We start from the raw sequence: 21,549 nt of genomic DNA, 5'->3' as shown, positions 1-21,549 counted from the left end.
GGGTCACCCCCGGGAGGATGGCGATGAGCAGACTGCACGGCACGAAGGACTTCTGGATCGGTGCGCTGCGGGCGGAGGGCCCCTCCTTCGCGGCGGCGGTGGCGGAGGCGCCGCCGGAGACACCCGTCCTCTCCTGTCCCGGCTGGACCGTCGCCGACCTGACCCGGCACCTCGGCGGCATCTACCACTGGGTCTGCGCCGTCGCCGGATCCGGCTTGACCACCGCGCCGCCGGCCCGGCCGCAACAGGTCGAGACGCCCCCCGGCGTCTCTCCGCTGGACTACTGGCAGCAGGGGTACGACCGGTTGATGACCCTGTTCGACGGTCTCGACCCGGAGGCTCCGGCGTGGAACTGGGCGCCGCAGCCGAAGCGGGCCGGCTTCTGGCCGCGTCGCATGGCGCACGAGACCGCGGTGCACCGCTGGGACGCCCAGCTCGCCATCGCGGCGGGTGAGCCGATCGAGGCGAAGCTCGCGGCCGACGGGGTGAGCGAGGTGCTGGACACCTGGCTGCCGGCGGGCCGGCGACGCGATCCCGGCCAGTGGCACGGTGTGGTGCAGCTCTCCGCGGTGGACGCGGCGCAGTCCTGGTATCTGCGGCTGCGCGGGGAGGGGGTCGCGCTGCTGGACACGGACACCATCCTCGACCACGACGACCACCACGCGCGGGTGCAGGTCAGCGGCACCGCGAGCGACCTGCTGCTGGCGCTCTGGGGTCGGGTCAGCTTCGACACCCTGGACGTCGCCGGTGACCCGAGCCTGTTGAACGGCCTGCTACCCCGCTGACCCTCCCCCACTCCAACCTCGCAGAGGGGCCGTTCCCACCGGAGCGGCCCCTCTTCGCGTGTCCGGGGTGGAACCGGGCGGAACGTGATGAGAGCGCTCTCTTGACAGCGGGCGTGGCGCACACCACCCTGTCGTGAGAGCGCTCTCTCAGATCCGTCCCCCACCACCCGCCCGACCTGAGAGGGGTCACAAAGAGATGGGTGTCATTCCGCGCCGCCGCCTCGCGGCGGTTACCCTCGTCGCCGCGACCGCCCTGTTCGCCACCACCGCGTGCGGCGGTGACGACGCCGGCGAGGACGGTCCGATCACGCTGACCGTCGACGTGTTCGGCCAGTTCGGCTACGAACAGCTCTACCAGGAGTACATGGCCGCCCACCCCAACGTGAAGATCGTCGAGCGGGGCACCGGCAGCAACCTCGACGAATACTCGCCGAAGCTGACCCAGTGGTTGGCGGCCGGCAAGGGCGCCGGGGACGTCGTCGCCATCGAGGAGGGGCTGCTCGTCGAGTACAAGGCCAACCCGGGCAACTTCGTCAACCTGCTCGACCACGGCGCCGCCGAACTCAAGGGCAACTTCCTGGAGTGGAAGTGGAACCAGGGGCTGACCGCCGACGGCAAGCAGTTGATCGGGCTCGGCACCGACGTCGGCGGCATCGCGATGTGCTACCGCAAGGACCTCTTCGCCAAGGCCGGCCTGCCGACCGAGCGTGACGAGGTGTCCAAGCTCTGGCCGACCTGGCAGGACTACATCGCCACCGGCGAGAAGTTCAAGGCCGCGAACACCGGGGCGGCGTTCCTGGACGGCGCCACCAACACCTTCAACACCATCCTGCTCCAGACCGCCGGCAACACCACGGGCTACAGCTACTACGACACCAGCAACAACCTGGTCGTCGACAGCAATCCGGCGGTGAAGCAGGCCTACGACACCACGATGGACATCATCGACTCCGGCCTCTCCGGCAAGTACGGCTCCTGGTCGGAGGAGTGGGTCTCCGCGTTCAAGCAGTCGAAGTTCGCCACCATCGCCTGCCCCGCCTGGATGACCGGCGTCATCGAGGGCAACGCCGGCCCCGCCGCCAAGGACAAGTGGGACATCGCCAAGGTGCCCGGCAACGGTGGCAACTGGGGCGGGTCGTTCCTCGCGGTGCCCAAGCAGAGCAGGCACCAGGCCGAGGCCATCGAGCTGGCCAAGTTCCTCACCAGCGCCCAGGGGCAGATCGGCGCGTTCAAGGCCAAGGGCCCGCTGCCCTCGTCGCCGCAGGCCCTCGACGACCCGGCCATCGCGAACGCGACCAACGCGTACCTGTCCGGGGCCCCGGTCGGCCAGATCTTCGCCGCCGGCGCGAAGAACCTGAAGCCGGTCTACATGGGCCCGAAGAACCAGGCCGTACGCACCGAGGTGGAGAACGCGGTACGCACCGTCGACCTGGGGCAGCGCAGCCCCGAGCAGGGCTGGACCGACGCGGTGACCAACGCGAAGAAGGCCGCCGACAAGTAGCCGAGCCAGCGTGCGGGCGGGCTCCGGGGCACCGGAACCCGCCCGCACCGCGGAAAGGAGTGCCCGGGCATGACCGTCCAGCTCGACGCCCGCCCGCCGGCCGCACCCGCGCCCGGCAGCCGACGCCGGCCACCGGGAGGCCGGTTCAGCCGGCTCGACACGCGGCTCTCGCCGTACCTCTACATCGCGCCGTTCTTCCTGATCTTCGCCGTCTTCGGGGTCTACCCGCTGGCCTACACCTTCTGGGTCTCGCTGCACGACTGGGACCTGCTCGGCAGCGACCACCCGTTCGTCGGGGCGGAGAACTACACCCGGCTGCTGGCCGACACCGACTTCTGGCACGCGGTCGTCAACACGCTCGGCATCTTCGTCATCTCGACCGTCCCGCAGCTGCTGGCCGCGCTCTGGCTGGCCAACCTGCTCAACCGCATGCTCCGGTTCCGCACCGGCTGGCGGATGAGCGTGCTCATCCCCAACGTGACCTCCACCGCCGCGGTGGCGATCGTGTTCGGCGTGATCTTCAGCCGCGAGTTCGGCATGGCCAACTGGCTGCTCGACCTGATCGGGGTCGGCCCCGTGGAGTGGAAGTCGAACCGGGTCGCCTCCTGGGTGGCCATCTCGACCATGGTCGACTGGCGGTGGACCGGCTACAACGCGCTGATCTTCCTGGCCGCCATGCAGGCCATCCCCCGCGACCTGTACGAGTCGGCCGCCATCGACGGCGCCAACCGGGCCCGGCAGTTCTGGTCGATCACCGTGCCGCTGCTGAAGCCGACGATCATCTTCTGCGTCATCATCTCCACCATCGGCGGGCTCCAGCTTTTCACCGAGCCCCGGCTCTTCCACTCCGGCACCAACCCGATCCGGGGTGGACCACTGCGCGAATCACAGACCGTGACCATGTACATGTTCGAGAACGCCTTCGCGCCGCACTACAACTTCGGCTACGGCTCCGCGGTCGCCTGGCTGCTCTTCGCCCTCATCGCCGTCGTCGCGGCCGTCAACGTACTGATCATCCGTCGGCTCGGCGGAAGTACGCCGGTGAGCCGGGCCCGGAAGGGAGACCTGCGATGAGCCGCCTGTGGCGGGCCAGCCCGCTGACGTACGGGGCCCTGGTCCTCGCCGCGCTCACCTCGATCTTCCCGATCTACTGGATGTTCGTGGTGGCCAGCCGCTCCAGCGACGCGATGGGCCAGGTGCCGCCGCCGCTCACCCCGGGCGGCAACCTCGGCGCGAACATCAGCCGCCTCTTCGCCAACACCGACGCGTACTTCCTGACCGGCCTGATCAACTCGGCCGTCGTGGCGACCACGGTGACCGTGTCGGTGGTCTTCTTCTCCAGCCTCGCCGGATTCGCCTTCGCGAAGCTGCGCTTCCGGGGCCGCAACGCGCTGCTGCTGGTGATCATCGCGACCATGATGGTGCCCACCCAGCTCGGCGTGATCCCGCTCTATCTGATGATGACCAAGCTGAACTGGAACGACCGGCTGCCCGCCGTGATCGTCCCCGCGCTCGTCACCGGGTTCGGGGTTTTCATGATGCGGCAGTACGCCGGCCAGGCGGTCAGCGACGAGCTGATCGAGGCCGCCCGGGTGGACGGCTGCGGCACGGCCCGGATCTGGTGGAACGTGGTCATGCCGGCGCTGCGCCCGGCCGCCGCGGTGCTCGGGCTGCTCACCTTCATGACCACCTGGAACGACTTCCTCTGGCCGTACGCTGTGCTCAACGACCCGGAGAACCCGACCGTTCAGCTCTCCCTGCGGGCCCTGTCCGACGGCTACTACCAGGACATGTCGCAGGTGTTCACCGGGACCGCCATCGCGACGCTGCCCCTGCTGCTGGTCTTCGTCCTGTTCGGCCGCCAGATCATCGGCGGGATCATGGAAGGTGCGGTCAAGGCGTGACGGAGCTCCGATTTCCCGAGAACTTCCTCTGGGGCGCCGCCACCGCGGCCTACCAGATCGAGGGCGCGGCCCACGACGACGGTCGCGGCCCGTCCATCTGGGACACCTTCAGCCGTACGCCGGGAAAGGTCTACCAGGGGCACACCGGGGACGTCGCCTGCGACCACTACCACCGCTACGCCGAGGACGTGGCGCTGATGGCCGAGCTGGGGCTCGCCGCCTACCGTTTCTCGGTCGCCTGGCCGCGCGTCCAGCCCGACGGCACCGGCCCGGTCAACCCCCGCGGGTTGGACTTCTACGACCGGCTGGTGGACGCCCTGCTGGCCCGGGGCATCGACCCGATCGTCACGCTCTACCACTGGGACCTGCCGCAGAGCCTGGGTGACCGGGGCGGCTGGACCAACCGCGACACCGCCGAGCACTTCGCCACCTACGCGACGGCCGTGCACGGCCGACTGGGCGACCGCGTCGACGTCTGGACCACCCTCAACGAGCCGTGGTGCTCGGCCTACCTCGGCTACGGCAACGGCCTGCACGCCCCCGGCGAGCAGGACGCGGGGGCGGCCTTCACCGCCGTACACCACCTGCTGCTCGGGCACGGCCTGGCGGCCCGGGCGCTGCGCGCGGCCGGCGCGCGCACCGTCGGCATCACCCTCAACCCGGCCGACGTACGCCCCGCCGACGAGTCCAGCGCCGCCGACGCCGCGGCGGTACGGCTGGTCGACGGGCTGCACAACCGGATCTTCCTGGACCCGCTGCTGGCCGGCGGCTACCCGACCGACGTGCTGGAACACGTCGCTCGGATCGTCGAGCCGACGTTCCTGCGCGACGGGGACGAGAAGCTGATCGCCGCACCGATCGACCTGCTCGGGGTCAACTACTACCAGCCGACCTACGTGGCCGGCCGGCCGGACGGCGCCGGGGGCGGCGGCGCGTACCCGGGCACCGACGGCGCGGTGGAGTTCCTCCCGCCCACCGGACCGCTCACCGACATGGGCTGGATGGTGGAGCCGGCCGGGCTGACCCGGCTGCTGGAACGGATCGCGACCGACTACCCGGGCGTGCCGCTGCTGATCACCGAGAACGGCGCCGCCTACCCGGACAAGCCCGGCACCGAGCCCCCGGACGGCCCCGGCCCGGTCGTCGACAACGACCGGATCGCCTACCTGGACGGCCACCTGCGCGCCGCGCACGAGGCGATCTCCCGGGGGGTGGATCTCCGGGGTTATCTCGTATGGTCGTTCCTGGACAACTTCGAGTGGGCGGAGGGCTACCGCAGGCGGTTCGGGATCGTGCACGTCGACTACCTGACCCAGCGCCGCACACCGAAGTCCAGCGCCCGGTGGTACCAGGAGGTGATCTCCCGGAACGGGCTGTGACGAGCGGGGGAACGGCGATGACGACGGCGCAGCGGCCGACGCTCGAAGAGGTGGCCCGGCGGGCCGGGGTCTCCCGGGCCACCGTCTCACGGGTGGTGAACGGCTCCACCACGGTCGCGGAGCCGATCCGGGAGGCGGTCCATCGGGCGGTGGCCGAGCTGGGCTACGTGCCGAACCTCGCCGCCCGCAGCCTGGTCACCCAGCGGACCGACTCGGTGGCGCTGGTCATGCCCGAGGCGGCCACCCGGGTCTTCTCCGACGACCAGGTCTTCCCCGGCATCATCCGGGGCGTCAGCCAGGAGTTGGAGGCCGCCGACAAGCAGCTGGTGCTGATGCTGGCCGGTTCGCCGGCCGGGCACGCCCGGGTGGAGCGCTACACCACCGGCCGGCACGTCGACGGCGTGCTCTTCGCCTCGCTGCACGGGGCCGACCCGCTGCCCGGCACTCTCGCCCGGCTGGGCATCCCGGTGGTGTGCAGCGGCCGGCCGCTCGGCGAGGTCCCGGTGCCGTACGTCGACGTCGACCACGTCAGCGGGGTCACCGCGGCGGTACGACACCTGGTGGCCGGCGGCCGACGCCGAATCGCCACGATCGCCGGGCCGCAGGACATGGTCGCCGGCATCGAACGGCTCACCGGCTACCGGAAGGCGATGACCGAGGCCGGGCTGCCGCAGCGGGTGGCCACCGGGGACTTCACGCGCGAGTCCGGGGCGGCGGCGATGCGGCACCTGCTCGACGAGGACCCGGAGCTGGACGCCGTCTTCGCCGCGTCCGACCTGATGGCGCACGCCGCGCTGCGTACGCTGCGCGAGGCCGGGCGACGGGTCCCGGACGACGTGGCGGTGATCGGTTTCGACGACATCGAGACCGCCGCCTACACCGAGCCGCCGCTGACCACCGTCCGGCAGCCGATCCAGGAGATCGGCCGGCAGATGACCCGGCAGCTGCTCCGGATCGCGGCCGGCGAGACCGTCGAGCCGTCGCTCATGCTCCCCACCGAGCTGATCCTGCGCGACTCCGCCTGACGGCAAATCGGTCGAACCCGTGCCGGTCCGATCGGTAGCCTCACGCGATGCCTGAGCCACTGATCCGCACCGCCACGCCCGACGACGCGCCCGCCGTGGTGGCGCTGCGCGCCCTCGTCTACCCGTATCTGGTGCGGGGGGAGGCGTCGACCCGACACATGATCGCCGAACCGCCCGCCGGCGAGGAGTGGACGGCGTTCGTCGCCGAGGTCGACGACCAGGTGGTGGGCTGGGTGTCGGCGTACCTCAACATCCGCACCTCCGAGCCCGACTTCGGCGAGGTCTCGCTGCTGCACGTGCACCCCGACCACCGCCGCCGGGGCATCGGGGACGCGCTGCTGGCCGAGGCGCTGCGTCACCTCCGCCCCCTCGGCGTACGCCGGGTCCGCACCTGGGCGCTGTCGGACGCGCTGCCGTTCGCCCACCGGCACGGCTTCACGCCGAGCCGGGAGCTGCGCTACTCGATGCTCGACCTGCGCCCCGCGCCGCCGATGCCGACGGCTCCCGCGGGCGTACGGCTGCTGCCGTTCGCCGAGCTGGACCCACACCGGCTCTACCGGGCCGAGATCGCGACGGCCGCCGACGAGCCGGGCGACGTGGCCGCCGACACGATCAGCTACGAGACGTGGCAGCACGACGTCTGGCACAACCTCGGCCTGGACAAGGCCGCCAGCACCGCCGCCGAACTGGACGGCGAGTTGGTCGCGTTCAGCGTGGTCAAGCGGGACGGCGACCGGATGTGGTCGGACTTCACCGGCACCCTGCCCGGGCACCGCGGGCGTGGCCTCGCCGGATTGGCCAAGCGGGCGGCGCTGCACCGGGCCGCGGCCGGCGGGGTGCGGATCGCGTACACGTCGAACGACGAGGCGAACGCGCCGATGCTGGCGATCAACGAGCGGCTCGGCTACCGGCCGGTGGCCGCCCAGTGGTCCTGCCTCGCCGAACTGACCTGACCGTCGGCCGAAGCCCTCGGCCAGGATGATGATTTCCGTCAGCTCTCCTGGATGGACTGGCCGAGCGAGCGGCGGGCGAGCAGAGCCGCGCCGGCCACCGCGGCCGGCATGAGGAGCACCGCGCCGAGCGGGATGAGGAAGCAGACGAACACCGCCACCCCGAACCCGAGCGCGGTGGGCCGGTCCGCCTTCAGCAGGGCCCGGCGCTCGGGCAGGCGCATCCCCCGCCGGTAGAAGGGCGCGCCGACCAGCTCCACGGCGAGGAACCAGCCGCCGACGGCCGCGCCGATGACCGGCACGACGGTCTGACCGACGAACGGGATGAACCCGGCGAGGAAGAGCGGGATGCCGACCAGCACGGAGAGGGCCACGAGGCGTACGGAGTCGGCCAGGCTGCGGCGCAGCGACGACCAGAACGGCACGTCCACCGCGCCCGGTGTGCCGCCCAGCCGCTCCTCGACCCGCTCGGAGATCTTCTCGTAGAACGGGTCGCCGATGACCAGGGTGACCGCGGTGAAGGTCAGGACGCCGAGCAGCCCGCCCAGCCCGAGGAACGCCAGCCCGGCGACCACCCGGACCAGGCCGCGCCACGTGCCGGACCAGTCGTCGGCGAACGGCGTGACCAGTGCGGCCAGGTCGTCCACGAACCAGATCAGGGCGGCGAACGCGCTGACGAAGAGCGTGCCGGAGATCAGCGCCGGCACCACGCCGAGCAGCATGAGACCGGGGCTGCGCACATAGAGGCCGATGCCGCGCAGCAGCAGACCGACTCCGGCGAAGAAGCGGCCGGTGGCCCCGGTCACCGGCTTGGCGATGCTGGACACGTCCACGACCGCAGAGCCTAGTTGTTGACGGCGCATCAACCGGTTGGTGGATCGCCGGTGTCAACCGACGCCGGCAAGGTCCGATCCCGGTCGGTCGATTCGCGGTGGGCCCGCCGCCACCACGCTGAACAGGTACGAGGCAGCGGCGAAGGGTGGGGCGATGCCGGTCATCGAGGTGACCAACCTGCACAAGAGATACGGCGACCTGGTCGCCGTCGACGATGTGTCGTTCACCGTGGCGGCCGGGGAGATCTTCGGTGTCCTCGGCCCGAACGGCGCCGGCAAGACCACCACCGTGGAGTGCCTGGCCGGGCTGCGGGTCCCCGACGGGGGCGGGGTGTCGGTCCTCGGGCTCGACCCCCGCCGGGACGCGAGCCGGCTCCGGCATCGGGTGGGCGTGCAGCTCCAGGAGAGTCAGCTGCCGGACCGGCTCCGGGTGGGCGAGGCCCTGGAGCTGTACGCCTCCTTCTACCGGGACCCGGCCGACCCGGCCCGGCTGATCGACGAGCTGGGCCTCGGCGGGAAGCGGGACACGCCATACCGCAAGCTCTCCGGCGGCCAGAAGCAGCGGCTCTCGGTCGCCCTGGCGCTGGTCGGCAACCCGGAGATCGCCATTCTGGACGAGCTGACCACCGGGCTGGACCCGCAGGCCCGGCGGGACACGTGGGGGCTCGTCGAGCGGATCCGGGACCGTGGCGTGACGGTCGTGCTGGTCACCCACTTCATGGAGGAGGCCGAGCGGCTCTGCGACCGGGTGGCGGTGATCGACGCCGGCCGGGTCGTCGCGCTCGATACGCCGGCCGGTCTGGTGTCGACCGTGGCCCCCGAGCAGCGGGTGCGATTCCGGCCGTCCGCGCCGGTGGACGACCGGCTGCTCACCGAGCTGCCGGAGGTGAGCGGGGTGACCCGTTCCGGCACCCAACTCGTGGTGACCGGCACGGGTGACCTGCTGCACGCGGTCACCGCCGTGCTCGCCCGCAGCGGGATCGTCGCCGCCGACCTGCGGCTGGAGCAGTCCACGCTGGACGACGCCTTCGTCGAGCTGACCGGGCACCGGCCCGCCGACTGAGAGGAAGACGATGCACGCCTTCGGCCAGATCCTCAAGATCGAGGCTCGGCTCTACCTGCGCGACCTGCCGACCCTGCTGCTCACCGTCGGGCTGCCCACGCTCATCCTGGTGGTGCTCGGGCTGATCCCCACGCTGCGCAGGCCCGACCCGACCTTCGACGGGCAGACCTTCGTCAGCTACTTCGCCCCGTCCCTGCTGGTGGTCACGCTCGCGATGGTCGGGGTGAACATCCTGCCCACCGTGCTGGCCACCTACCGCGAGCGCGGGGTGCTGCGTCGGCTGGCGACCACCCCGGCGCATCCGGCGGCGCTGCTCGCCGCGCAACTGGTGCTGGCCCTGGCCGGGATCCTGGCCAGCGCGGTGCTGCTCATCGTGGTCGCCCGGCTGGCGTTCGACGTCCCGCTGCCCCGGCACCCGCTCGGTTTCACCGCGGCCTTCGTCCTCGGCACGGCGGCGCTGCTGGCGCTCGGCCTGCTGATCGCCGCCGTCGGCCGGACGACGAGGGCTGCCCAGGCGCTCGCCGTACCGCTCTTCCTGGTCGTCATGTTCTTCGGCGGGGTCTACCTCCCCCGGTTCCTGCTCCCGGACTTCCTGGCCCGGGTCGGCGACTACACTCCGCCGGGGGTGCAGGCGCTGCTCGACGCCTGGACCGGAGATCCACCACGGCCGCTGCACCTGGGGATAATGGCCGTGGTCGGGGTGACCGCCGGCGCGGTAGCCGCGAAACTGTTCCGCTGGGAGTGAGCAGCGACCGATGAGCAGCACCGCCGAGCAGGTCGACCGGTTGGCCGCGTGGGAGTCGCGCGAGGTGACGCTCCACCGCGTGCTGCCGTACGTCGGCCTGGCCGTCGGCGCCCTGCTCACCGCCGCCGCGCCGGCACCGACCGGTCTGTCGCTCGTCCCCGACCCGTTGCTCGCCGCGGCCACGGCGTGCTGGGTCGCCTGGTTCGTCAACCTGCACCCCGGTTGGGCGACCCGCCGCAGGCTGATGGCGGTCTACTACGTCGGGCTGCTCGCGCTCGCCGCCGGGCTGGTGCTCGACAGCCCGTGGTACGGGTTCTTCGCCTGGGTCGGGTTCCTGCACTCGTTCCTCGCGCTGCACGGCAGGTGGCGGTTCGTCGGTGTGGCCGCCACGGCCGTCCTGCTCGGCACCGCCCAGGGCGGGGGCCTTCCCTCGTCCGGGGCGCACTGGCTGCTCTGGTCGGTGCTGGTGCTGTTCAACATGGGCGTCGCCGGCGGCGTGACCTGGTTCGGCACGGTCACCGATCGGCAGAACACCAACCGCAAACGACTGGTCGTGGAGTTGGCCGAGACGAACCGCCGGCTGGCGGAGACGATGCGGGAGAACGAGGGGCTGCACGCCCAGCTGCTCACCCAGGCCCGCGAGGCCGGGGTGACCGACGAGCGGCAACGGATGGCCCGGGAGATCCACGACACGCTCGCCCAGGGGCTCACCGGCATCATCACGCAGCTGGAGGCGGCAGGGCAGGCCCGGGACCGGCACGCCGACTGGCAGCGGCACGTGGACATGGCCGTCACGCTGGCCCGGGAGAGTCTCCGCGAGGCGCGGCGCTCGGTGCGGGCGGTCCGTCCGGAGGCGCTGGAGTCCGCCCGGCTGCCCGACGCGCTCGCCGAGCTGACCGGGCGGTGGCAGGCGATCAACGAGGTACGGGTCGAGGTGAGCGTGACCGGCAACGCCCGGCCGCTGCACCCGGAGATCGAGGTGACCCTGCTGCGGGCGGCACAGGAGGCGCTGGCCAACGTGGGCCGGCACGCCAAGGCGTCCCGGGTCGGGCTGACCCTGTCGTACATGGAGGACGTGGTCACCCTGGACGTGCGGGACGACGGGGTCGGCTTCGACCCGCGCGACCTGCCCGGGCCGCGTCGGCCGGACGGTGGGTACGGCCTCACGGTCATGCGGCAGCGGGTCACCCGGGTCGGCGGCGAGCTGGCGGTCGAGTCCGAGCCGGGCGGCGGCACCGCCGTCTCGGCGTCCGTCCCCGCGCTCCCGGGAGGTGCCGCGTGACCGTACGGCTGCTGATCGTCGACGACCACCCGGTCGTGCGGGACGGGCTACGCGGCATGTTCACCGGCGACCCGGGTTTCGAGGTGGTGGGCGAGGCTGCCGACGGCGCCGAGGCGCTGGCCCTGGCCGCGTCGCTGCGCCCCGACGTCGTCCTGATGGACCTGCGGATGCCCGGAATGGACGGGGTGACCGCGATCGGCCGACTGGCCCGCTCCGGCAGCCCGGCGAAGGTGCTGGTGCTGACCACGTACGACACGGACGCGGACGTGCTGCCGGCGATCGAGGCCGGCGCGACCGGATACCTGCTGAAGGACGCGCCGCGCGAGGAGCTGGTCCGGGCCGTGCGGGCGGCGGCACGCGGCGAGTCGGTGCTCGCGCCCAGCGTGGCCGGGCGGCTGATGGGGCGGCTCCGGGCCCCGGCGGAGGAGCCGCTGAGCCAGCGGGAGCTGGAGGTGCTGACCCTGGTCGCGCGGGGCTCCTCCAACCGGGAGGCGGCGGCCCGCCTGTTCATCAGCGAGGCCACCGTCAAGACCCACCTGCTGCACGTGTACGCGAAGCTCGGGGTCAACGACCGGGCGGCCGCGGTCGCCGTGGCGTACGACCGGGGCCTGCTCACCCCCGGCGGGCGGTGAGCAGGCCCGGGGCAGGATGGACGGGTGCGGGCGTCCCGGCTGATCTCGTTGGTGTTGCTGCTCCAGTCGCGGGAGACGATGACCGCGGCCGAGCTGGCCCGGGAGCTGGAGGTCTCCGAGCGGACCGTCTACCGGGACGTGCTGGCGCTCTCAGCCGCCGGGGTGCCCGTCTACGCCGATCGCGGCCGGGCGGGCGGCTACCGGCTGCTCGGCGGCTACCGGACCCGGCTGACCGGGCTGACCCGGGACGAGGCGGAGGCGCTGTTCCTCGCCGGGGTGCCCGGGCCCGCCGGCGACATGGGTCTGGCCGACGCGGTCGCCGCCGCCGAGCTGAAGGTGCTCGCCGCGCTGCCGCCGAGCCTGCGCGACGCCTCCGCCCGCACCGGTCAGCGGTTCCACCTGGACGTGCCGGGCTGGTTCCGGGAGGCCGCACCCCCGGCCTGGCTGACCGAGCTGGCCGGCGCGGTCTGGCGGGACCGGGAGGTGCGGCTGCGCTACCGGCGGGGAGACCGGGAGGTCACCCGCGAGCTGCGGCCCTACGGGCTGGTGCTGAAGAGCGGGGTCTGGTATCTCGTCGGCCGGGTCGGCGACGACCATCGGACCTACCGGGTGGACCGGGTCACCGGCGTGGAGGTCGGGGCGGCGACCTTCGAGCGGGACGAGGACTTCGACCTGGCCGGGTACTGGCGGGAGCAGGGCGAGGCGTTTCTCCGGAACATGCTCCGGGCCGAGGTGACCGTCCGGCTGAGCCCCGCCGGCCTGCGCCGGCTACGCCACCTCGCCGACGCCCCCTTCGTGTACGACGAGGCGGTCGCCGCCGCCGAGGGGCCCGACGGGCAGGGCCGGGTGGTGCTACGGCTGCCCGTCGAGTCCGTCGAGGTGGCGTACGCCCAGCTGCTCTCGCTCGGGCCGGAGGTGGAGGTGCTCGACCCGCCTGAGCTGCGGCGGCGGATGGCCGAGGCGGCGGTACGCTCGGCGGCGCTCTACGCGGACACGGCCGACGCGGATGCCGACACCGACGACGCGGGCGCGGCTCAGCGGTAGCCGGTGTCGTCGGCCGGCCGGCCCGGCTTGATCACCTCTTCGTGGTAGCGGAAGAAGTGCGGCCGGGTGCCGTCGAGATCGGTGAACCCGTAGATCTGGGCGAGCCCGCCGGCATCGAGGGACTGCCCGTTCCAGCGGGCCCGGTCCGGGTCCGCGGCCAGGGCGGCGACCGCCCGCCCGACGAAGGCCGGCGTCTCCGACATGACGAAGTGCGGGTCCTTCGCCGCGCCCTCGCGCCAGTTCTCCTCGGTGACCTCGAAGATCTCCAGCATCAACTCCGACCGGAGCCAGCCCGGCGTCAGCGCGACGGCCGTGCAGCCGTACGGCTCCAGCTCGTGCGCCTGGCTGAACGCCAGCCGGTTCACCGACACCTTGGCCAGGTCGTAGAAGAGGGAGAGCCGATAGTTCTCGTCGTTGTACGCCTTCGTGCCGTCGCCGATCTCCACCACCAGGCCGCCGGGCTGACGGGTCAGCAACGGGAGCGCGAAGTGGCTGGTGATGATGTGCGTGTCGATCGCCAGCCGCAGGGTACGGAAGCCGGCGTCCAGCGGCTGCTGCCACACCGGCTTCTCCCAGGTGATCAGCGGCTCGGCGCCCCAGATGTCGTTGACCAGCACGTCGAGGCGGCCCCGCTCGGCGTCGATCCGGGCGACCAGGTCGCGCACCTGCTCGGGGACGAGGTGGTCGACCCGGACCGCGATGCCCTCACCGCCGGCCGCGGTGACCAGCTCGGCGGTCTCCTCGATCGTCTCCGGCCGGTCCAGCTCGGAGCGGCCCGCCCGGCTGCTGCGCCCGGTCGCGTAGACCGTGGCGCCGGCCGCGCCGAGCTGCACGGCGATCTGCCGGCCCGCGCCCCTGGTCGCCCCGGCGACGAGGGCGACCTTTCCTGTCAGCGGTTTCGTCATGCCGCCGAGCCTGCCAGCGATAGCTGACAGCCGACGTCAGATTTTCACCGCACGTCTTTCACTGCACGTCGAACTCGTTGCCCTCCGGGTCGGCCATCGTGGTGTGCCGGCTGCCCCGCTCATCCACCTCCGCCAGCACGGTGGCGCCCAGCCCGGTCAGCCGCTTCACCGTCACCTCCCGGTCGGCGGGGCCGACGTGCAGGTCGAGATGCAGCCGGTTCTTGACCCGCTTGGGCTCGGGGACGGCCTGGAAGAGCAGCCGCCGGCCGAGACCGATGCCGCTGTCCGGATCGACCGGGTCGTCCGGGTGGCGGATGCCGGCCAGCTCGCGGAACGCCCGCCGGCCGTCGATGTCGACGTACGCCTCCGGCCCGACCGCGCCCATCTCGACCAGCCGGTCGATGAGGTCGCTGTTGTCCTCCACCTCGTAGTCGAGGGCGGCCGCCCAGAACCGGGCCAGCGGGATCGCGTCCGCGCAGTCGACGACGAGCTTCCAGTGCAGGGCCATCCGTGCTCACCTCCGACCGCGGACCACCCGTGCGGACCGCCTCTGTAACTGTTTATAGTGGTTACATGACGGACGGCGCAAGTGGACTCACTCTGGTCTCCCTCTCGGGCACCCGATTCCGCTTCGACCCCGGCGCTCTCTGCCTGGAACTCCTCACCACCGGCGGCCCCGGCCCGCTCGGCCGCCGCTACGAGGCCCTGCACCGGCCCGACGACCTGGCCGCCTGGCTGGAGCTGTCCCGGCTGCGCCTCGACCCGGCGCGGGTGCGGGTCGACGCCGACGACCTGGCCACCGCCCGACGGCTGCGCGACGCCCTGTGGCGCCTCGCCTGCACCCGGACCGGCGGCCGGCCGCCGACCGACGACCCCGCCGACTTCGAGGCCACCCCCGCCGACCTCGCCACGCTCAACGAGATCGCGGCCGGTGAGCCCCTGGCCCCCGAGCTGACCGCCGAGGGCACGCGGCGATGGCTGCCGGCGCGGGGCGGGCAGGTGCTCGCCACCGTCGCCCGCGACGCCGTCGACCTGTTCAGCGGCCCGCACGCCGACCGGATCCGCGAGTGCGGCGCGCACAACTGTCACCTGGTGTTCGTGGACATCTCACGCCCCGGGCAGCGCCGATGGTGCTCGATGGACCGGTGCGGCAACCGGCACAAGGTCCGGGCGCTGCGCGCCCGCCGAGCCACCGACTGAGCCTCGGCCCGCCGTCCTGGCTGTCCTAGTCGGCCAGACGGACGCGGACCCGCCGGTTGGCCCGGCCCTTGCTCTCCACCTTGACCACCTGCACCTTGCCGATCTGCGCGGTCGAGGCGACGTGCGTGCCGCCGTCGGCCTGCACGTCGAGACCGACGATGTCGACGATCCGGACCTCCTGCTCGTCCGGCGGGATGAGGTTCGACTGGGTGCGGATGATGTCCGGCAGGGCCAGCGCCTCCACCCGGGGCAGCACCCGCACCGCGACCGCCCGGTCGGCCGCGACCTCGGCGTTGACCAACTCCTCGATCCGGGTCTTGAAGTCCGGTGGCACCTCGGGGAGGTTGAAGTCCATCCGCGCCTCACCCGGCTCCATGTTGCCGCCGGTCACCAGCGCGCCGAAGTCGCGGAAGACCACACCGCAGAGCACGTGCAGCCCCGAGTGGGTCCGCATCAGCCGGGTGCGCCGCTCGTCCTCCACCGCACCGGTCACGGTCGTGCCAGCGGGCGGCAGCGGATCACCCTCGGCGGGGATCAGCCACAGGTCGTCGCCCTTGCGGGTGCCGACGATCCGGGTCTGTACGCCCTGCCAGAGCAGCACCCCGTGGTCCGGCGGCTGGCCGCCGCCGCCCGGGTAGAAGGCCGACCGGTCCAGCACGATGCCCTGCTCCGGGTCGGCGTGCAGCACCGTGCACTCCCACTCCCGCAAGGTCGGGTCGGCGAGGTCGAGCCGGTGCGTCCGGCCGTGGTGTGTGACGCCCATGTCAGCGCACGTTACTCGTTCAGGAACGAGGAGATCCGGGTACGCAGGTCGGCGCGTTCCGACCAGAGCACGCCCGGCCGGTCGTACACGTGCAGCGTGGCGGCGGGCAGGGCGGCCGCGAGTTGCTCGGCGACCTCCACCGGGTGCAGGTCGTCGCCGGCGCAGCCGATGACCAACGCGGGCGCGGTCACCGCGGCGAGCGCGTCCGTGCTCGGCACCGCCACCTGCTCGGGCAGGCTCGCCAGCCCGGACGCCAGCCCGTCGCGGAGCAGTTGGTCGAGGCGCTGACGCAGGTAGGCCCACCCGGCCGGCGTGTTGCGCACCGCGGGCGGCAACTCGACGGAGACGACCTCCGCGACCGCCGACGCGTCACCGCTCTGCACCGCCTCCAGCAGCGCCGTCAGCCGCTGCCGGGCCACCTCGCCGCGCGGCCGGTCGAGCACGGCGGGCAGGAAGAAGACCAGCCGGTCGAAGCGCTCCGGACTCTCGACCAGCAGCCGGCAGAGCGCCCCCGCACCCAGGCTCGCGCCGAAGGCTCGGCCGGCACCCTCCAGGTCGGCGACCGCCCGCAGGTCGCGGGCCAGGTCGGCGTAGTCCCACGACCCGGGTGGCGCGTCCGAGCGGCCGTGCCCCCGGAACTGGAAGAACACGCGGCGACCGGTGACCCCGCTGCCGAACGGGCGGGTCGTGGCGATGCCGTTGCCGAGCCCGTGCGCGAACACCGTGACCGGGTCACCGGCGCCGGTGACCAGCCGCTCCAGGCGTACGCCGTGGGGCGTGGTGACCAGGTCGGTCTCCGGCTCGGGCAGGGCCGGCCGGCCGGTCCGCGGTGCCCCCGGGCCCGGACCCCAGGTGCGGGGACCGCCGTCCGGTGGGGGCGGCCAGCGGAAACCCCTCACCAGAAGCCTTTGCCGTCGCTCAGGTCGCGCAAGCCGACGCGGACGTCCAGCAGGTAGATGAGCGCGGCGGCGATGCCGATCAGTCCGAAGAGGCTGATCGGGCCGAAACCGAGCAGGGTCAGCACCAGGCAGACCGCCAGGATGGCTATCCAGCCGCCCTTCGGCAGGGTGCCGATGGCGGCGAAGGCGTCGGATCGCTGGGTGATGGCGTGCACCAGCGCGACGCCCTGAATGATCAGCGCGAAGACGAGAAGGATCAGCTCGATGACGGAGCGGACTTCGAAGGCGAAGAGCGGCGCGGCGTTGGCCATGACGGCAAGCTTATGTCCACGACCCCGGAAACGTCCGACAGGAACGCCTCCGGGGTCGCCGGTTGGTCGATCACTCGGCCGCGGGACGCGTCCGCTTGGTGGCCCGGGGCAGCTTCGCCGACGGGGTGGTCGTCGCCTTGGTGGCGGTCGCCTTGGTGGCCTTCCGCGCGCCGGTGGCCTTCCGGACGGTGGCCGGCTTCGGGGTGGCGACCTCGGCCACCTCGGCCGGGGTCGGGACGTCCTCGGTGGTCGGGGCGGCGGGCTGCGCGGTCTCGGCGACCGGCGTCTCGACGCGCTGCGCCTCGGTCGCCGCGATGTCGGCATTCACCGTGTCGGCGGCCTCCAGCACACCGGCACCGACCACGCGCTCGCCACGGGCGACCAGCGCGCCGTACGCGGCCAGCGCCCGCTCCTGCGCGACCTGCGCGCCGGCCACGACGACGGCGGCGTTGCGGGTGGCCGCGGCGCGCAGCCGGTCGAGGTCGGCGGCCTCGCGGAGCTTGGCCAGGTCGGCGGCCTCGCGGAGCCGGTTCAGGTCGGCGGCCTCGCGCAGCTTGGCCAGGTCGGCCGGGACGGCGCCGCCGCGCAACGTGCCCATCGTCTCGTTGGCGGTGCGCAGCGTCGCGGTGGCCTTCTCCCGCAGTTCGAGACCGGTCAGCACGGCCTTGCCGCCCAGGTCGGCGACGACCCGGGTGCCGAGGTCACTGACCACGGTGGGCAGCTTGCGCAGCTGTTCGAGGGCGAGCTCACCGGCACCGGCGGCGGCGTAGAGCGGGGCCGGGATGCGGTTGGTCTTCGGCTGGGTCATGACGTCTCCTCCTCGGCCGCCTCGGCGGCCTTCCGGTTCGCGGGGGTCGTGGTGCTGGTCGGGGCGGGCGCCGGGCCGGCCTCCGTGACGGCGACCGACTCCAGGACGGCCTCCGTCGGCGTGCCGTCCGGTGTGGTGGGTCCGGTGGCCGCGGGGTTGACCAGGCCCGCCGACTCGCCCGGGGTGGCGGGCCGGCCGGCGGTCGGCGTGGTGGTCGCGGCCGCCCCGGTGGTGTTCTCGTTCGCCGCGGCCGTCGCCTCGGCGAGCCGGACGTTCTCCCGGCGGAAGGTCTCGTAGATCTGACTGAGGGACTGCTTCTGCGCCATGGTCAGGTCGGGGTCCACGGCGATGGCCGCCAGGACGCCCTGGCCCTCCTTGTCGTCCAGCAGCCCGGCCCTCAGGTACATGGCCGGGGTGGAGACGCGCAGGGCGCTGGCGATCTGCTGGAGCACTTCGGCGCTCGGCTTGCGCAGGCCACGCTCGATCTGGCTGAGGTACGGGTTGCTGACTCCCGCCTGGTCGGCGAGTTGACGTAGCGAGATCTTCGCGTTCCGCCGAAGGTCGCGAATGAACCCGCCGATGTCGGGAAGGTCCTTACCACTGGCCATGCATCGACGGTAACTCCGACTGCTAGCTCTTGCAAGCATAATGCTAACCAGAGTTAGCGAGGTCTCAGGTGCGTTCTTGCGGCGCCGGTCCTCCGCTGCGTACGGTCCTCCCATGACCAAGATCGAAGTGAACGGCGCGGTGCTCGCGTACGACGACGCCGGCACAGGAAGCCCGGTGGTGCTGCTGCACGCCGGCATCGCGGACCGGCGGATGTGGCGCGGCGTCGTCGACGCGCTCGCCACCACGCACCGGGTGATCGCCGTGGACCTGCGCGGCCACGGCGAGTCGGAACTGCCCCCGGCGCCGTTCGCCCACCACGACGACGTGGTCGGACTGCTGGACGCGCTCGACCTGCCCCACGCCGCGCTGGTCGGCTGCTCCTTCGGCGGCAAGGTCGCGGTGGACGCCGCGCTCGCGCACCCTGGACGGATCTCGGCCCTGGCCCTCTTCGGCGCCCCGGTCTCCGGCAACGAGTGGTCCGAGGAGACCGAGCAGCTCTGGGAGGAGCTGGTCGGCGAGGTCGACCCGGAGGACTTCCCGGCCACCGCGGCGGGCGAGGTGCGGTTCTGGGTGGTGGGCCCGAGCCGCCAGCCGGCGGACGTCGACCCGGAGCTGATCCGCTTCGCCGAGGAGATGGACCAGCGGGCCCTCGCCGCCGAGCTGGCGCTCAGCGCGGTGGACGCCGACGAACTCGACCCGCCGGCGATCGAGCGGCTCGGCGAGCTGAGCATGCCGGTGGCGGCCTGCTCCGGCGTCCACGACGTCCCGGACCTGCACCGCCTGGCCGACCGGATCGCCGCCGAGGCGCCGCACGGGGTCCGTCTGCCGGACATCGCCGACGCCGCCCACCTCGCCCCGCTGGAACGCCCGGCCCCGGTCGCGGCCGCCCTCCTGACCTTCCTCCCCTGACCGCGGGCCCGGTCAGACCGCGGTTCGATCAAGAGGTTTGCGTCAGGTTCGATCTCCGATCTGACGCAAACCTCTTGATCACCGCAGGCGGGTGAGGGTTACCAGAGGGGGGTTACGGCGCCTACCGGGACGCCACCGCCGAAGAGCGGGATCTCGGCGTACTCGGTGAGGACCGGAGCGTCCACGCCGAGGCGGCGCAGCGCGGAGACGAGCACCGGCATCCGCGCCCGACCGGCGCCGTCGTCGATCTTCAGGGCCACCGCGCCCACGCCGGGCAGCGCCGCGGCGATCACACCCTCCGCGCCGACCTTCGCCAGCAACCCCGGGAGACCGCGCATCAGCCGGGTGTCGTCGGCCTCGGTGCCGCCGACGATCTCCGGGTACGCGCGCATCGCGTCCGCCACCGCGCGGGGCGGCGAGCCGGCGTCCGCCGAGACGAGTCGGAGGTACGCCCCGGCGAGGCCGGTCAGCGACACCGCCAGCACCGGCGCGCCGCAGCCGTCCACGCCCTCCGCGGCGGCTTCCTCGCCGGTGAACTCCTCGATCGCGGCCCGCAGCCCCTGCTGCAACGGGTGCTCCGGCCGCCAGTAGCCGTCCAGCGGCCAGCCCGCGGCCTGACAGGTGAGCAGCATCCCGGTGTGCTTGCCGGAGCAGTTCATCTGGATCCGGGTCGGCCCGCCACCGGCCCGCAGCACCGCCGCCCGGGCCGCCTCACCGACCGGCAGGTCCGGCGGGCAGTGCAGCGCCGAATCGTCCAGCCCGGCGTCGGCGAGCAGCGCATCCACCCGCTCCAGGTGGAACTCCTCCCCCGCGTGGCTGGCCGAGACCGCCGCCAGGTCGGCCGGATCGGTCAGCGACAGGCCGGCCCGGAGCATCCCGATCGCCTGCATCGGCTTGCTGGCCGACCGGGGGAAGATCGGCGAGGTGACGTCACCAGCGGCGGCGACCGACGCCCCCGACGCGTCCAGCACCACGACCGAGCCGCGGTGCACCCCCTCCACGAACCCGGACCGGACCACCTCGGCGAGCGGCGCGCCGCCCTCGTACGTCTTTCCCACGGTGTGGACGGTACCGACGAGTCGACGGGGGACGGTGGCGGGGTGACCAGGTGGTACGGAAATTCGTGACAGGAGTGGCGAACGGGGCTGCCCTTACAGGCCGAGCAGTTCCCGGGCCTCGGTCGTGGTCAGCGGCGGACGCTGGGCTAGCTGGGCGAAGCCCACCGCGCGGGCGACCAGCTGCATGTTGGACTCCACCGGGCGACCCTTGGCGTAGGTCACCGTGTCCTCCATGCCCACCCGCAGATGCCCGCCCGCCGACAGGGAGGCCAGCAGCACCGGGATGGTGCTACGGCCGATGCCGGTGGCCGAGAAGGTGGTGCCGTCCGGCAGGTCCCGCAGCATCTGCCGGGCCGCGACCAGTGTCTCCGTGGTGCCCGGCATGCCGCCCGGCACGCCCATCACGAAGTCGACGTGGACGTGGCCGCCGTGCGGCAGGCCGTACTTGCCGAGCAGCCGCTGGAGCGCGGTGAGGTGGCCGAGGTCGAAGATCTCGTACTCGGGCACGACACCCCGCTCCTGCATGCGGGTGTGCAGGTCGACGATGAACTCCCAGCGGTTGAGGAAGACGTCGTCGCCGAAATTGACCGTGCCCATGGTGCAGGAGGCCATGTCCGGGCCCGCGTCCAGCACCGCCAGCCGGTCGGCCTCCGGGTCGGTGACCGCGCCGCCGGAGGAGAGCTGCACGATCAGGTCGGTGCTCTCGCGCAGCGCCGCCACCGTCTCCCGCAGCCGGCCCTGGTCGAGGGTGGGGCGGGCCTCGTCGTCCCGGATGTGGACGTGGATCACGGCGGCGCCGAGCGCCTCGCACTCCTTCGCGGTGAGCAGCAGCTCGTCGAGGGTCACCGGCAGCGCCGGCACCTCCGCCTTGGCCGACTCCGCGCCGGTGGGGGCAACCGTGATCAACGTCCCTGTCGTCATGCCGGGGATCCTAGACGCCGTGG

24 protein-coding genes are annotated in these 21,549 nt (G+C 72.7%); 14 read left to right on the top strand and 10 right to left on the bottom strand.

Translation table 11 applies throughout. The annotated features are described in order from the left end of the window. Nucleotides 1–23: 23 nt before the first annotated feature. The 7 genes from ACIBTV_RS01730 (at nucleotide 24) to ACIBTV_RS01700 (ending at nucleotide 7,547) form a co-directional block, all read left to right on the top strand. The gene (locus ACIBTV_RS01730; RefSeq protein WP_396701310.1) at nucleotides 24–785 is read left to right on the top strand and encodes a maleylpyruvate isomerase family mycothiol-dependent enzyme; all 762 of its coding nucleotides are present in this window, start codon (nucleotides 24–26) and stop codon (nucleotides 783–785) included. Nucleotides 786–981: 196 nt separating this feature from the next. Further along, the gene (locus ACIBTV_RS01725; protein WP_396701308.1) at nucleotides 982–2,286 is read left to right on the top strand and encodes an ABC transporter substrate-binding protein; all 1,305 of its coding nucleotides are present in this window, start codon (nucleotides 982–984) and stop codon (nucleotides 2,284–2,286) included. A 69-nt stretch (nucleotides 2,287–2,355) separates the two neighbouring features. Continuing rightward, nucleotides 2,356–3,360 carry a carbohydrate ABC transporter permease gene (locus ACIBTV_RS01720; RefSeq protein WP_396701306.1) on the top strand — a complete coding sequence of 335 codons (1,005 nt, stop codon included), beginning with the start codon at nucleotides 2,356–2,358 and terminating at the stop codon, nucleotides 3,358–3,360. After that, complete coding sequence (locus ACIBTV_RS01715) at nucleotides 3,357–4,190, top strand: carbohydrate ABC transporter permease (RefSeq protein ID WP_396701304.1); 834 nt, start codon at nucleotides 3,357–3,359, stop codon at nucleotides 4,188–4,190. Before ACIBTV_RS01720 ends, ACIBTV_RS01715 begins: the two co-directional genes overlap by 4 nt. Next, nucleotides 4,187–5,569 (top strand): GH1 family beta-glucosidase, encoded by a 1,383-nt coding sequence (locus tag ACIBTV_RS01710; RefSeq protein ID WP_396701302.1) that lies wholly within the window; start codon nucleotides 4,187–4,189, stop codon nucleotides 5,567–5,569. Before ACIBTV_RS01715 ends, ACIBTV_RS01710 begins: the two co-directional genes overlap by 4 nt. Nucleotides 5,570–5,586: 17 nt before the next feature. Continuing rightward, nucleotides 5,587–6,594 (top strand): LacI family DNA-binding transcriptional regulator, encoded by a 1,008-nt coding sequence (locus ACIBTV_RS01705; protein WP_396701300.1) that lies wholly within the window; start codon nucleotides 5,587–5,589, stop codon nucleotides 6,592–6,594. Between the two features lie 47 nt (nucleotides 6,595–6,641). Next, a complete protein-coding gene (locus ACIBTV_RS01700) occupies nucleotides 6,642–7,547 on the top strand; it encodes a GNAT family N-acetyltransferase (RefSeq protein WP_396701298.1) in 906 nt (301 codons plus the stop codon). A gap of 38 nt (nucleotides 7,548–7,585) precedes the next feature. Here ACIBTV_RS01700 and ACIBTV_RS01695 read toward each other — a convergent pair whose 3' ends face one another. Further along, nucleotides 7,586–8,407: an EI24 domain-containing protein gene (locus tag ACIBTV_RS01695; RefSeq protein WP_396701296.1), complete on the bottom strand. Its 822-nt coding sequence runs from the start codon at nucleotides 8,405–8,407 to the stop codon at nucleotides 7,586–7,588. A gap of 124 nt (nucleotides 8,408–8,531) precedes the next feature. On the opposite strand from ACIBTV_RS01695, the gene ACIBTV_RS01690 reads away from it, so the two are divergent. Genes ACIBTV_RS01690 through ACIBTV_RS01670 form a run of 5 tightly spaced genes read left to right on the top strand, consistent with a single transcriptional unit; the run spans nucleotide 8,532 to nucleotide 13,143 of the window. Then, nucleotides 8,532–9,440, top strand: a complete 909-nt coding sequence (locus ACIBTV_RS01690; RefSeq protein ID WP_396701294.1) for an ABC transporter ATP-binding protein — start codon at nucleotides 8,532–8,534, stop codon at nucleotides 9,438–9,440. A gap of 10 nt (nucleotides 9,441–9,450) precedes the next feature. Then, entirely contained in the window at nucleotides 9,451–10,185 is a 735-nt protein-coding gene (locus ACIBTV_RS01685; protein ID WP_396701292.1) for an ABC transporter permease, read from the top strand. Between the two features lie 10 nt (nucleotides 10,186–10,195). Beyond that, nucleotides 10,196–11,467 (top strand): sensor histidine kinase, encoded by a 1,272-nt coding sequence (locus ACIBTV_RS01680; protein ID WP_396701290.1) that lies wholly within the window; start codon nucleotides 10,196–10,198, stop codon nucleotides 11,465–11,467. Continuing rightward, a complete protein-coding gene (locus tag ACIBTV_RS01675; protein ID WP_396701288.1) occupies nucleotides 11,464–12,099 on the top strand; it encodes a response regulator in 636 nt (211 codons plus the stop codon). The genes ACIBTV_RS01680 and ACIBTV_RS01675 overlap by 4 nt, the downstream gene beginning before the upstream one ends. A 24-nt stretch (nucleotides 12,100–12,123) precedes the next feature. After that, nucleotides 12,124–13,143 carry a helix-turn-helix transcriptional regulator gene (locus ACIBTV_RS01670; RefSeq protein WP_396701286.1) on the top strand — a complete coding sequence of 340 codons (1,020 nt, stop codon included), beginning with the start codon at nucleotides 12,124–12,126 and terminating at the stop codon, nucleotides 13,141–13,143. Here ACIBTV_RS01670 and ACIBTV_RS01665 read toward each other — a convergent pair. Both ACIBTV_RS01665 and ACIBTV_RS01660 read right to left on the bottom strand, forming a co-directional pair. After that, nucleotides 13,134–14,048 (bottom strand): SDR family oxidoreductase, encoded by a 915-nt coding sequence (locus ACIBTV_RS01665; protein ID WP_396701284.1) that lies wholly within the window; start codon nucleotides 14,046–14,048, stop codon nucleotides 13,134–13,136. The two genes, ACIBTV_RS01670 and ACIBTV_RS01665, sit on opposite strands and share 10 nt — an antisense overlap. Before the next feature lie 58 nt (nucleotides 14,049–14,106). Next, nucleotides 14,107–14,556: a VOC family protein gene (locus ACIBTV_RS01660; RefSeq protein WP_396701283.1), complete on the bottom strand. Its 450-nt coding sequence runs from the start codon at nucleotides 14,554–14,556 to the stop codon at nucleotides 14,107–14,109. Between the two features lie 65 nt (nucleotides 14,557–14,621). On the opposite strand from ACIBTV_RS01660, the gene ACIBTV_RS01655 reads away from it, so the two are divergent. Then, nucleotides 14,622–15,248: a CGNR zinc finger domain-containing protein gene (locus ACIBTV_RS01655; protein WP_396701281.1), complete on the top strand. Its 627-nt coding sequence runs from the start codon at nucleotides 14,622–14,624 to the stop codon at nucleotides 15,246–15,248. Nucleotides 15,249–15,273: 25 nt separating this feature from the next. On the opposite strand, the gene ACIBTV_RS01650 is transcribed toward ACIBTV_RS01655, so the two are convergent. From ACIBTV_RS01650 to ACIBTV_RS01630, 5 genes are all read right to left on the bottom strand, one after another. Then, on the bottom strand, nucleotides 15,274–16,011 hold the full coding sequence (locus tag ACIBTV_RS01650; RefSeq protein ID WP_396701279.1) for an alanyl-tRNA editing protein: 738 nt from the start codon (nucleotides 16,009–16,011) through the stop codon (nucleotides 15,274–15,276). Nucleotides 16,012–16,022: 11 nt separating this feature from the next. Then, nucleotides 16,023–16,910 (bottom strand): alpha/beta fold hydrolase, encoded by an 888-nt coding sequence (locus tag ACIBTV_RS01645; protein WP_396701277.1) that lies wholly within the window; start codon nucleotides 16,908–16,910, stop codon nucleotides 16,023–16,025. Then, nucleotides 16,907–17,221 (bottom strand): DUF2516 family protein, encoded by a 315-nt coding sequence (locus ACIBTV_RS01640; RefSeq protein WP_091594630.1) that lies wholly within the window; start codon nucleotides 17,219–17,221, stop codon nucleotides 16,907–16,909. Before ACIBTV_RS01640 ends, ACIBTV_RS01645 begins: the two co-directional genes overlap by 4 nt. Nucleotides 17,222–17,291: 70 nt before the next feature. Next, complete coding sequence (locus ACIBTV_RS01635) at nucleotides 17,292–18,029, bottom strand: hypothetical protein (protein WP_396701275.1); 738 nt, start codon at nucleotides 18,027–18,029, stop codon at nucleotides 17,292–17,294. Beyond that, nucleotides 18,026–18,637 (bottom strand): helix-turn-helix domain-containing protein, encoded by a 612-nt coding sequence (locus tag ACIBTV_RS01630; RefSeq protein ID WP_396701273.1) that lies wholly within the window; start codon nucleotides 18,635–18,637, stop codon nucleotides 18,026–18,028. The genes ACIBTV_RS01635 and ACIBTV_RS01630 overlap by 4 nt, the downstream gene beginning before the upstream one ends. A gap of 112 nt (nucleotides 18,638–18,749) precedes the next feature. Here ACIBTV_RS01630 and ACIBTV_RS01625 point away from each other — a divergent pair, with 112 nt between their 5' ends. Further along, the gene (locus ACIBTV_RS01625) at nucleotides 18,750–19,547 is read left to right on the top strand and encodes an alpha/beta fold hydrolase (RefSeq protein WP_396701271.1); all 798 of its coding nucleotides are present in this window, start codon (nucleotides 18,750–18,752) and stop codon (nucleotides 19,545–19,547) included. Nucleotides 19,548–19,645: 98 nt separating this feature from the next. Here the strand turns inward: ACIBTV_RS01625 and ACIBTV_RS01620 are convergent, their stop codons facing one another. Together ACIBTV_RS01620 and ACIBTV_RS01615 are read right to left on the bottom strand one after the other, a co-directional pair. Beyond that, nucleotides 19,646–20,605, bottom strand: a complete 960-nt coding sequence (locus tag ACIBTV_RS01620) for an asparaginase (protein WP_396701270.1) — start codon at nucleotides 20,603–20,605, stop codon at nucleotides 19,646–19,648. Between the two features lie 93 nt (nucleotides 20,606–20,698). After that, nucleotides 20,699–21,526 carry a 3-keto-5-aminohexanoate cleavage protein gene (locus ACIBTV_RS01615; protein ID WP_396701268.1) on the bottom strand — a complete coding sequence of 276 codons (828 nt, stop codon included), beginning with the start codon at nucleotides 21,524–21,526 and terminating at the stop codon, nucleotides 20,699–20,701. Nucleotides 21,527–21,549 lie beyond the last annotated feature (23 nt).

This window comes from Micromonospora sp. NPDC049366 (genome assembly GCF_044466625.1).
GTDB lineage: Bacteria > Actinomycetota > Actinomycetes > Mycobacteriales > Micromonosporaceae > Micromonospora.
This window is presented reverse-complemented; position numbering and strand designations above follow the sequence as displayed.

Bases quoted from the DNA above. Each gene is read 5' to 3' on its own strand.
- ACIBTV_RS01660 (WP_396701283.1), bottom strand. From the start codon at position 14,556: ATGGCCCTGCACTGGAAGCTCGTCGTCGACTGCGCGGACGCGATCCCG.
- ACIBTV_RS01680 (WP_396701290.1), top strand. From the start codon at position 10,196: ATGAGCAGCACCGCCGAGCAGGTCGACCGGTTGGCCGCGTGGGAGTCG.
- ACIBTV_RS01695 (WP_396701296.1), bottom strand. From the start codon at position 8,407: ATGCGCCGTCAACAACTAGGCTCTGCGGTCGTGGACGTGTCCAGCATC.
- ACIBTV_RS01725 (WP_396701308.1), top strand. From the start codon at position 982: ATGGGTGTCATTCCGCGCCGCCGCCTCGCGGCGGTTACCCTCGTCGCC.
- ACIBTV_RS01720 (WP_396701306.1), top strand. From the start codon at position 2,356: ATGACCGTCCAGCTCGACGCCCGCCCGCCGGCCGCACCCGCGCCCGGC.
- ACIBTV_RS01655 (WP_396701281.1), top strand. From the start codon at position 14,622: ATGACGGACGGCGCAAGTGGACTCACTCTGGTCTCCCTCTCGGGCACC.
- ACIBTV_RS01715 (WP_396701304.1), top strand. From the start codon at position 3,357: ATGAGCCGCCTGTGGCGGGCCAGCCCGCTGACGTACGGGGCCCTGGTC.
- ACIBTV_RS01625 (WP_396701271.1), top strand. From the start codon at position 18,750: ATGACCAAGATCGAAGTGAACGGCGCGGTGCTCGCGTACGACGACGCC.
- ACIBTV_RS01615 (WP_396701268.1), bottom strand. From the start codon at position 21,526: ATGACGACAGGGACGTTGATCACGGTTGCCCCCACCGGCGCGGAGTCG.
- ACIBTV_RS01685 (WP_396701292.1), top strand. From the start codon at position 9,451: ATGCACGCCTTCGGCCAGATCCTCAAGATCGAGGCTCGGCTCTACCTG.
- ACIBTV_RS01630 (WP_396701273.1), bottom strand. From the start codon at position 18,637: ATGGCCAGTGGTAAGGACCTTCCCGACATCGGCGGGTTCATTCGCGAC.
- ACIBTV_RS01635 (WP_396701275.1), bottom strand. From the start codon at position 18,029: ATGACCCAGCCGAAGACCAACCGCATCCCGGCCCCGCTCTACGCCGCC.
- ACIBTV_RS01730 (WP_396701310.1), top strand. From the start codon at position 24: ATGAGCAGACTGCACGGCACGAAGGACTTCTGGATCGGTGCGCTGCGG.
- ACIBTV_RS01690 (WP_396701294.1), top strand. From the start codon at position 8,532: ATGCCGGTCATCGAGGTGACCAACCTGCACAAGAGATACGGCGACCTG.
- ACIBTV_RS01705 (WP_396701300.1), top strand. From the start codon at position 5,587: ATGACGACGGCGCAGCGGCCGACGCTCGAAGAGGTGGCCCGGCGGGCC.
- ACIBTV_RS01665 (WP_396701284.1), bottom strand. From the start codon at position 14,048: ATGACGAAACCGCTGACAGGAAAGGTCGCCCTCGTCGCCGGGGCGACC.
- ACIBTV_RS01650 (WP_396701279.1), bottom strand. From the start codon at position 16,011: ATGGGCGTCACACACCACGGCCGGACGCACCGGCTCGACCTCGCCGAC.
- ACIBTV_RS01640 (WP_091594630.1), bottom strand. From the start codon at position 17,221: ATGGCCAACGCCGCGCCGCTCTTCGCCTTCGAAGTCCGCTCCGTCATC.
- ACIBTV_RS01700 (WP_396701298.1), top strand. From the start codon at position 6,642: ATGCCTGAGCCACTGATCCGCACCGCCACGCCCGACGACGCGCCCGCC.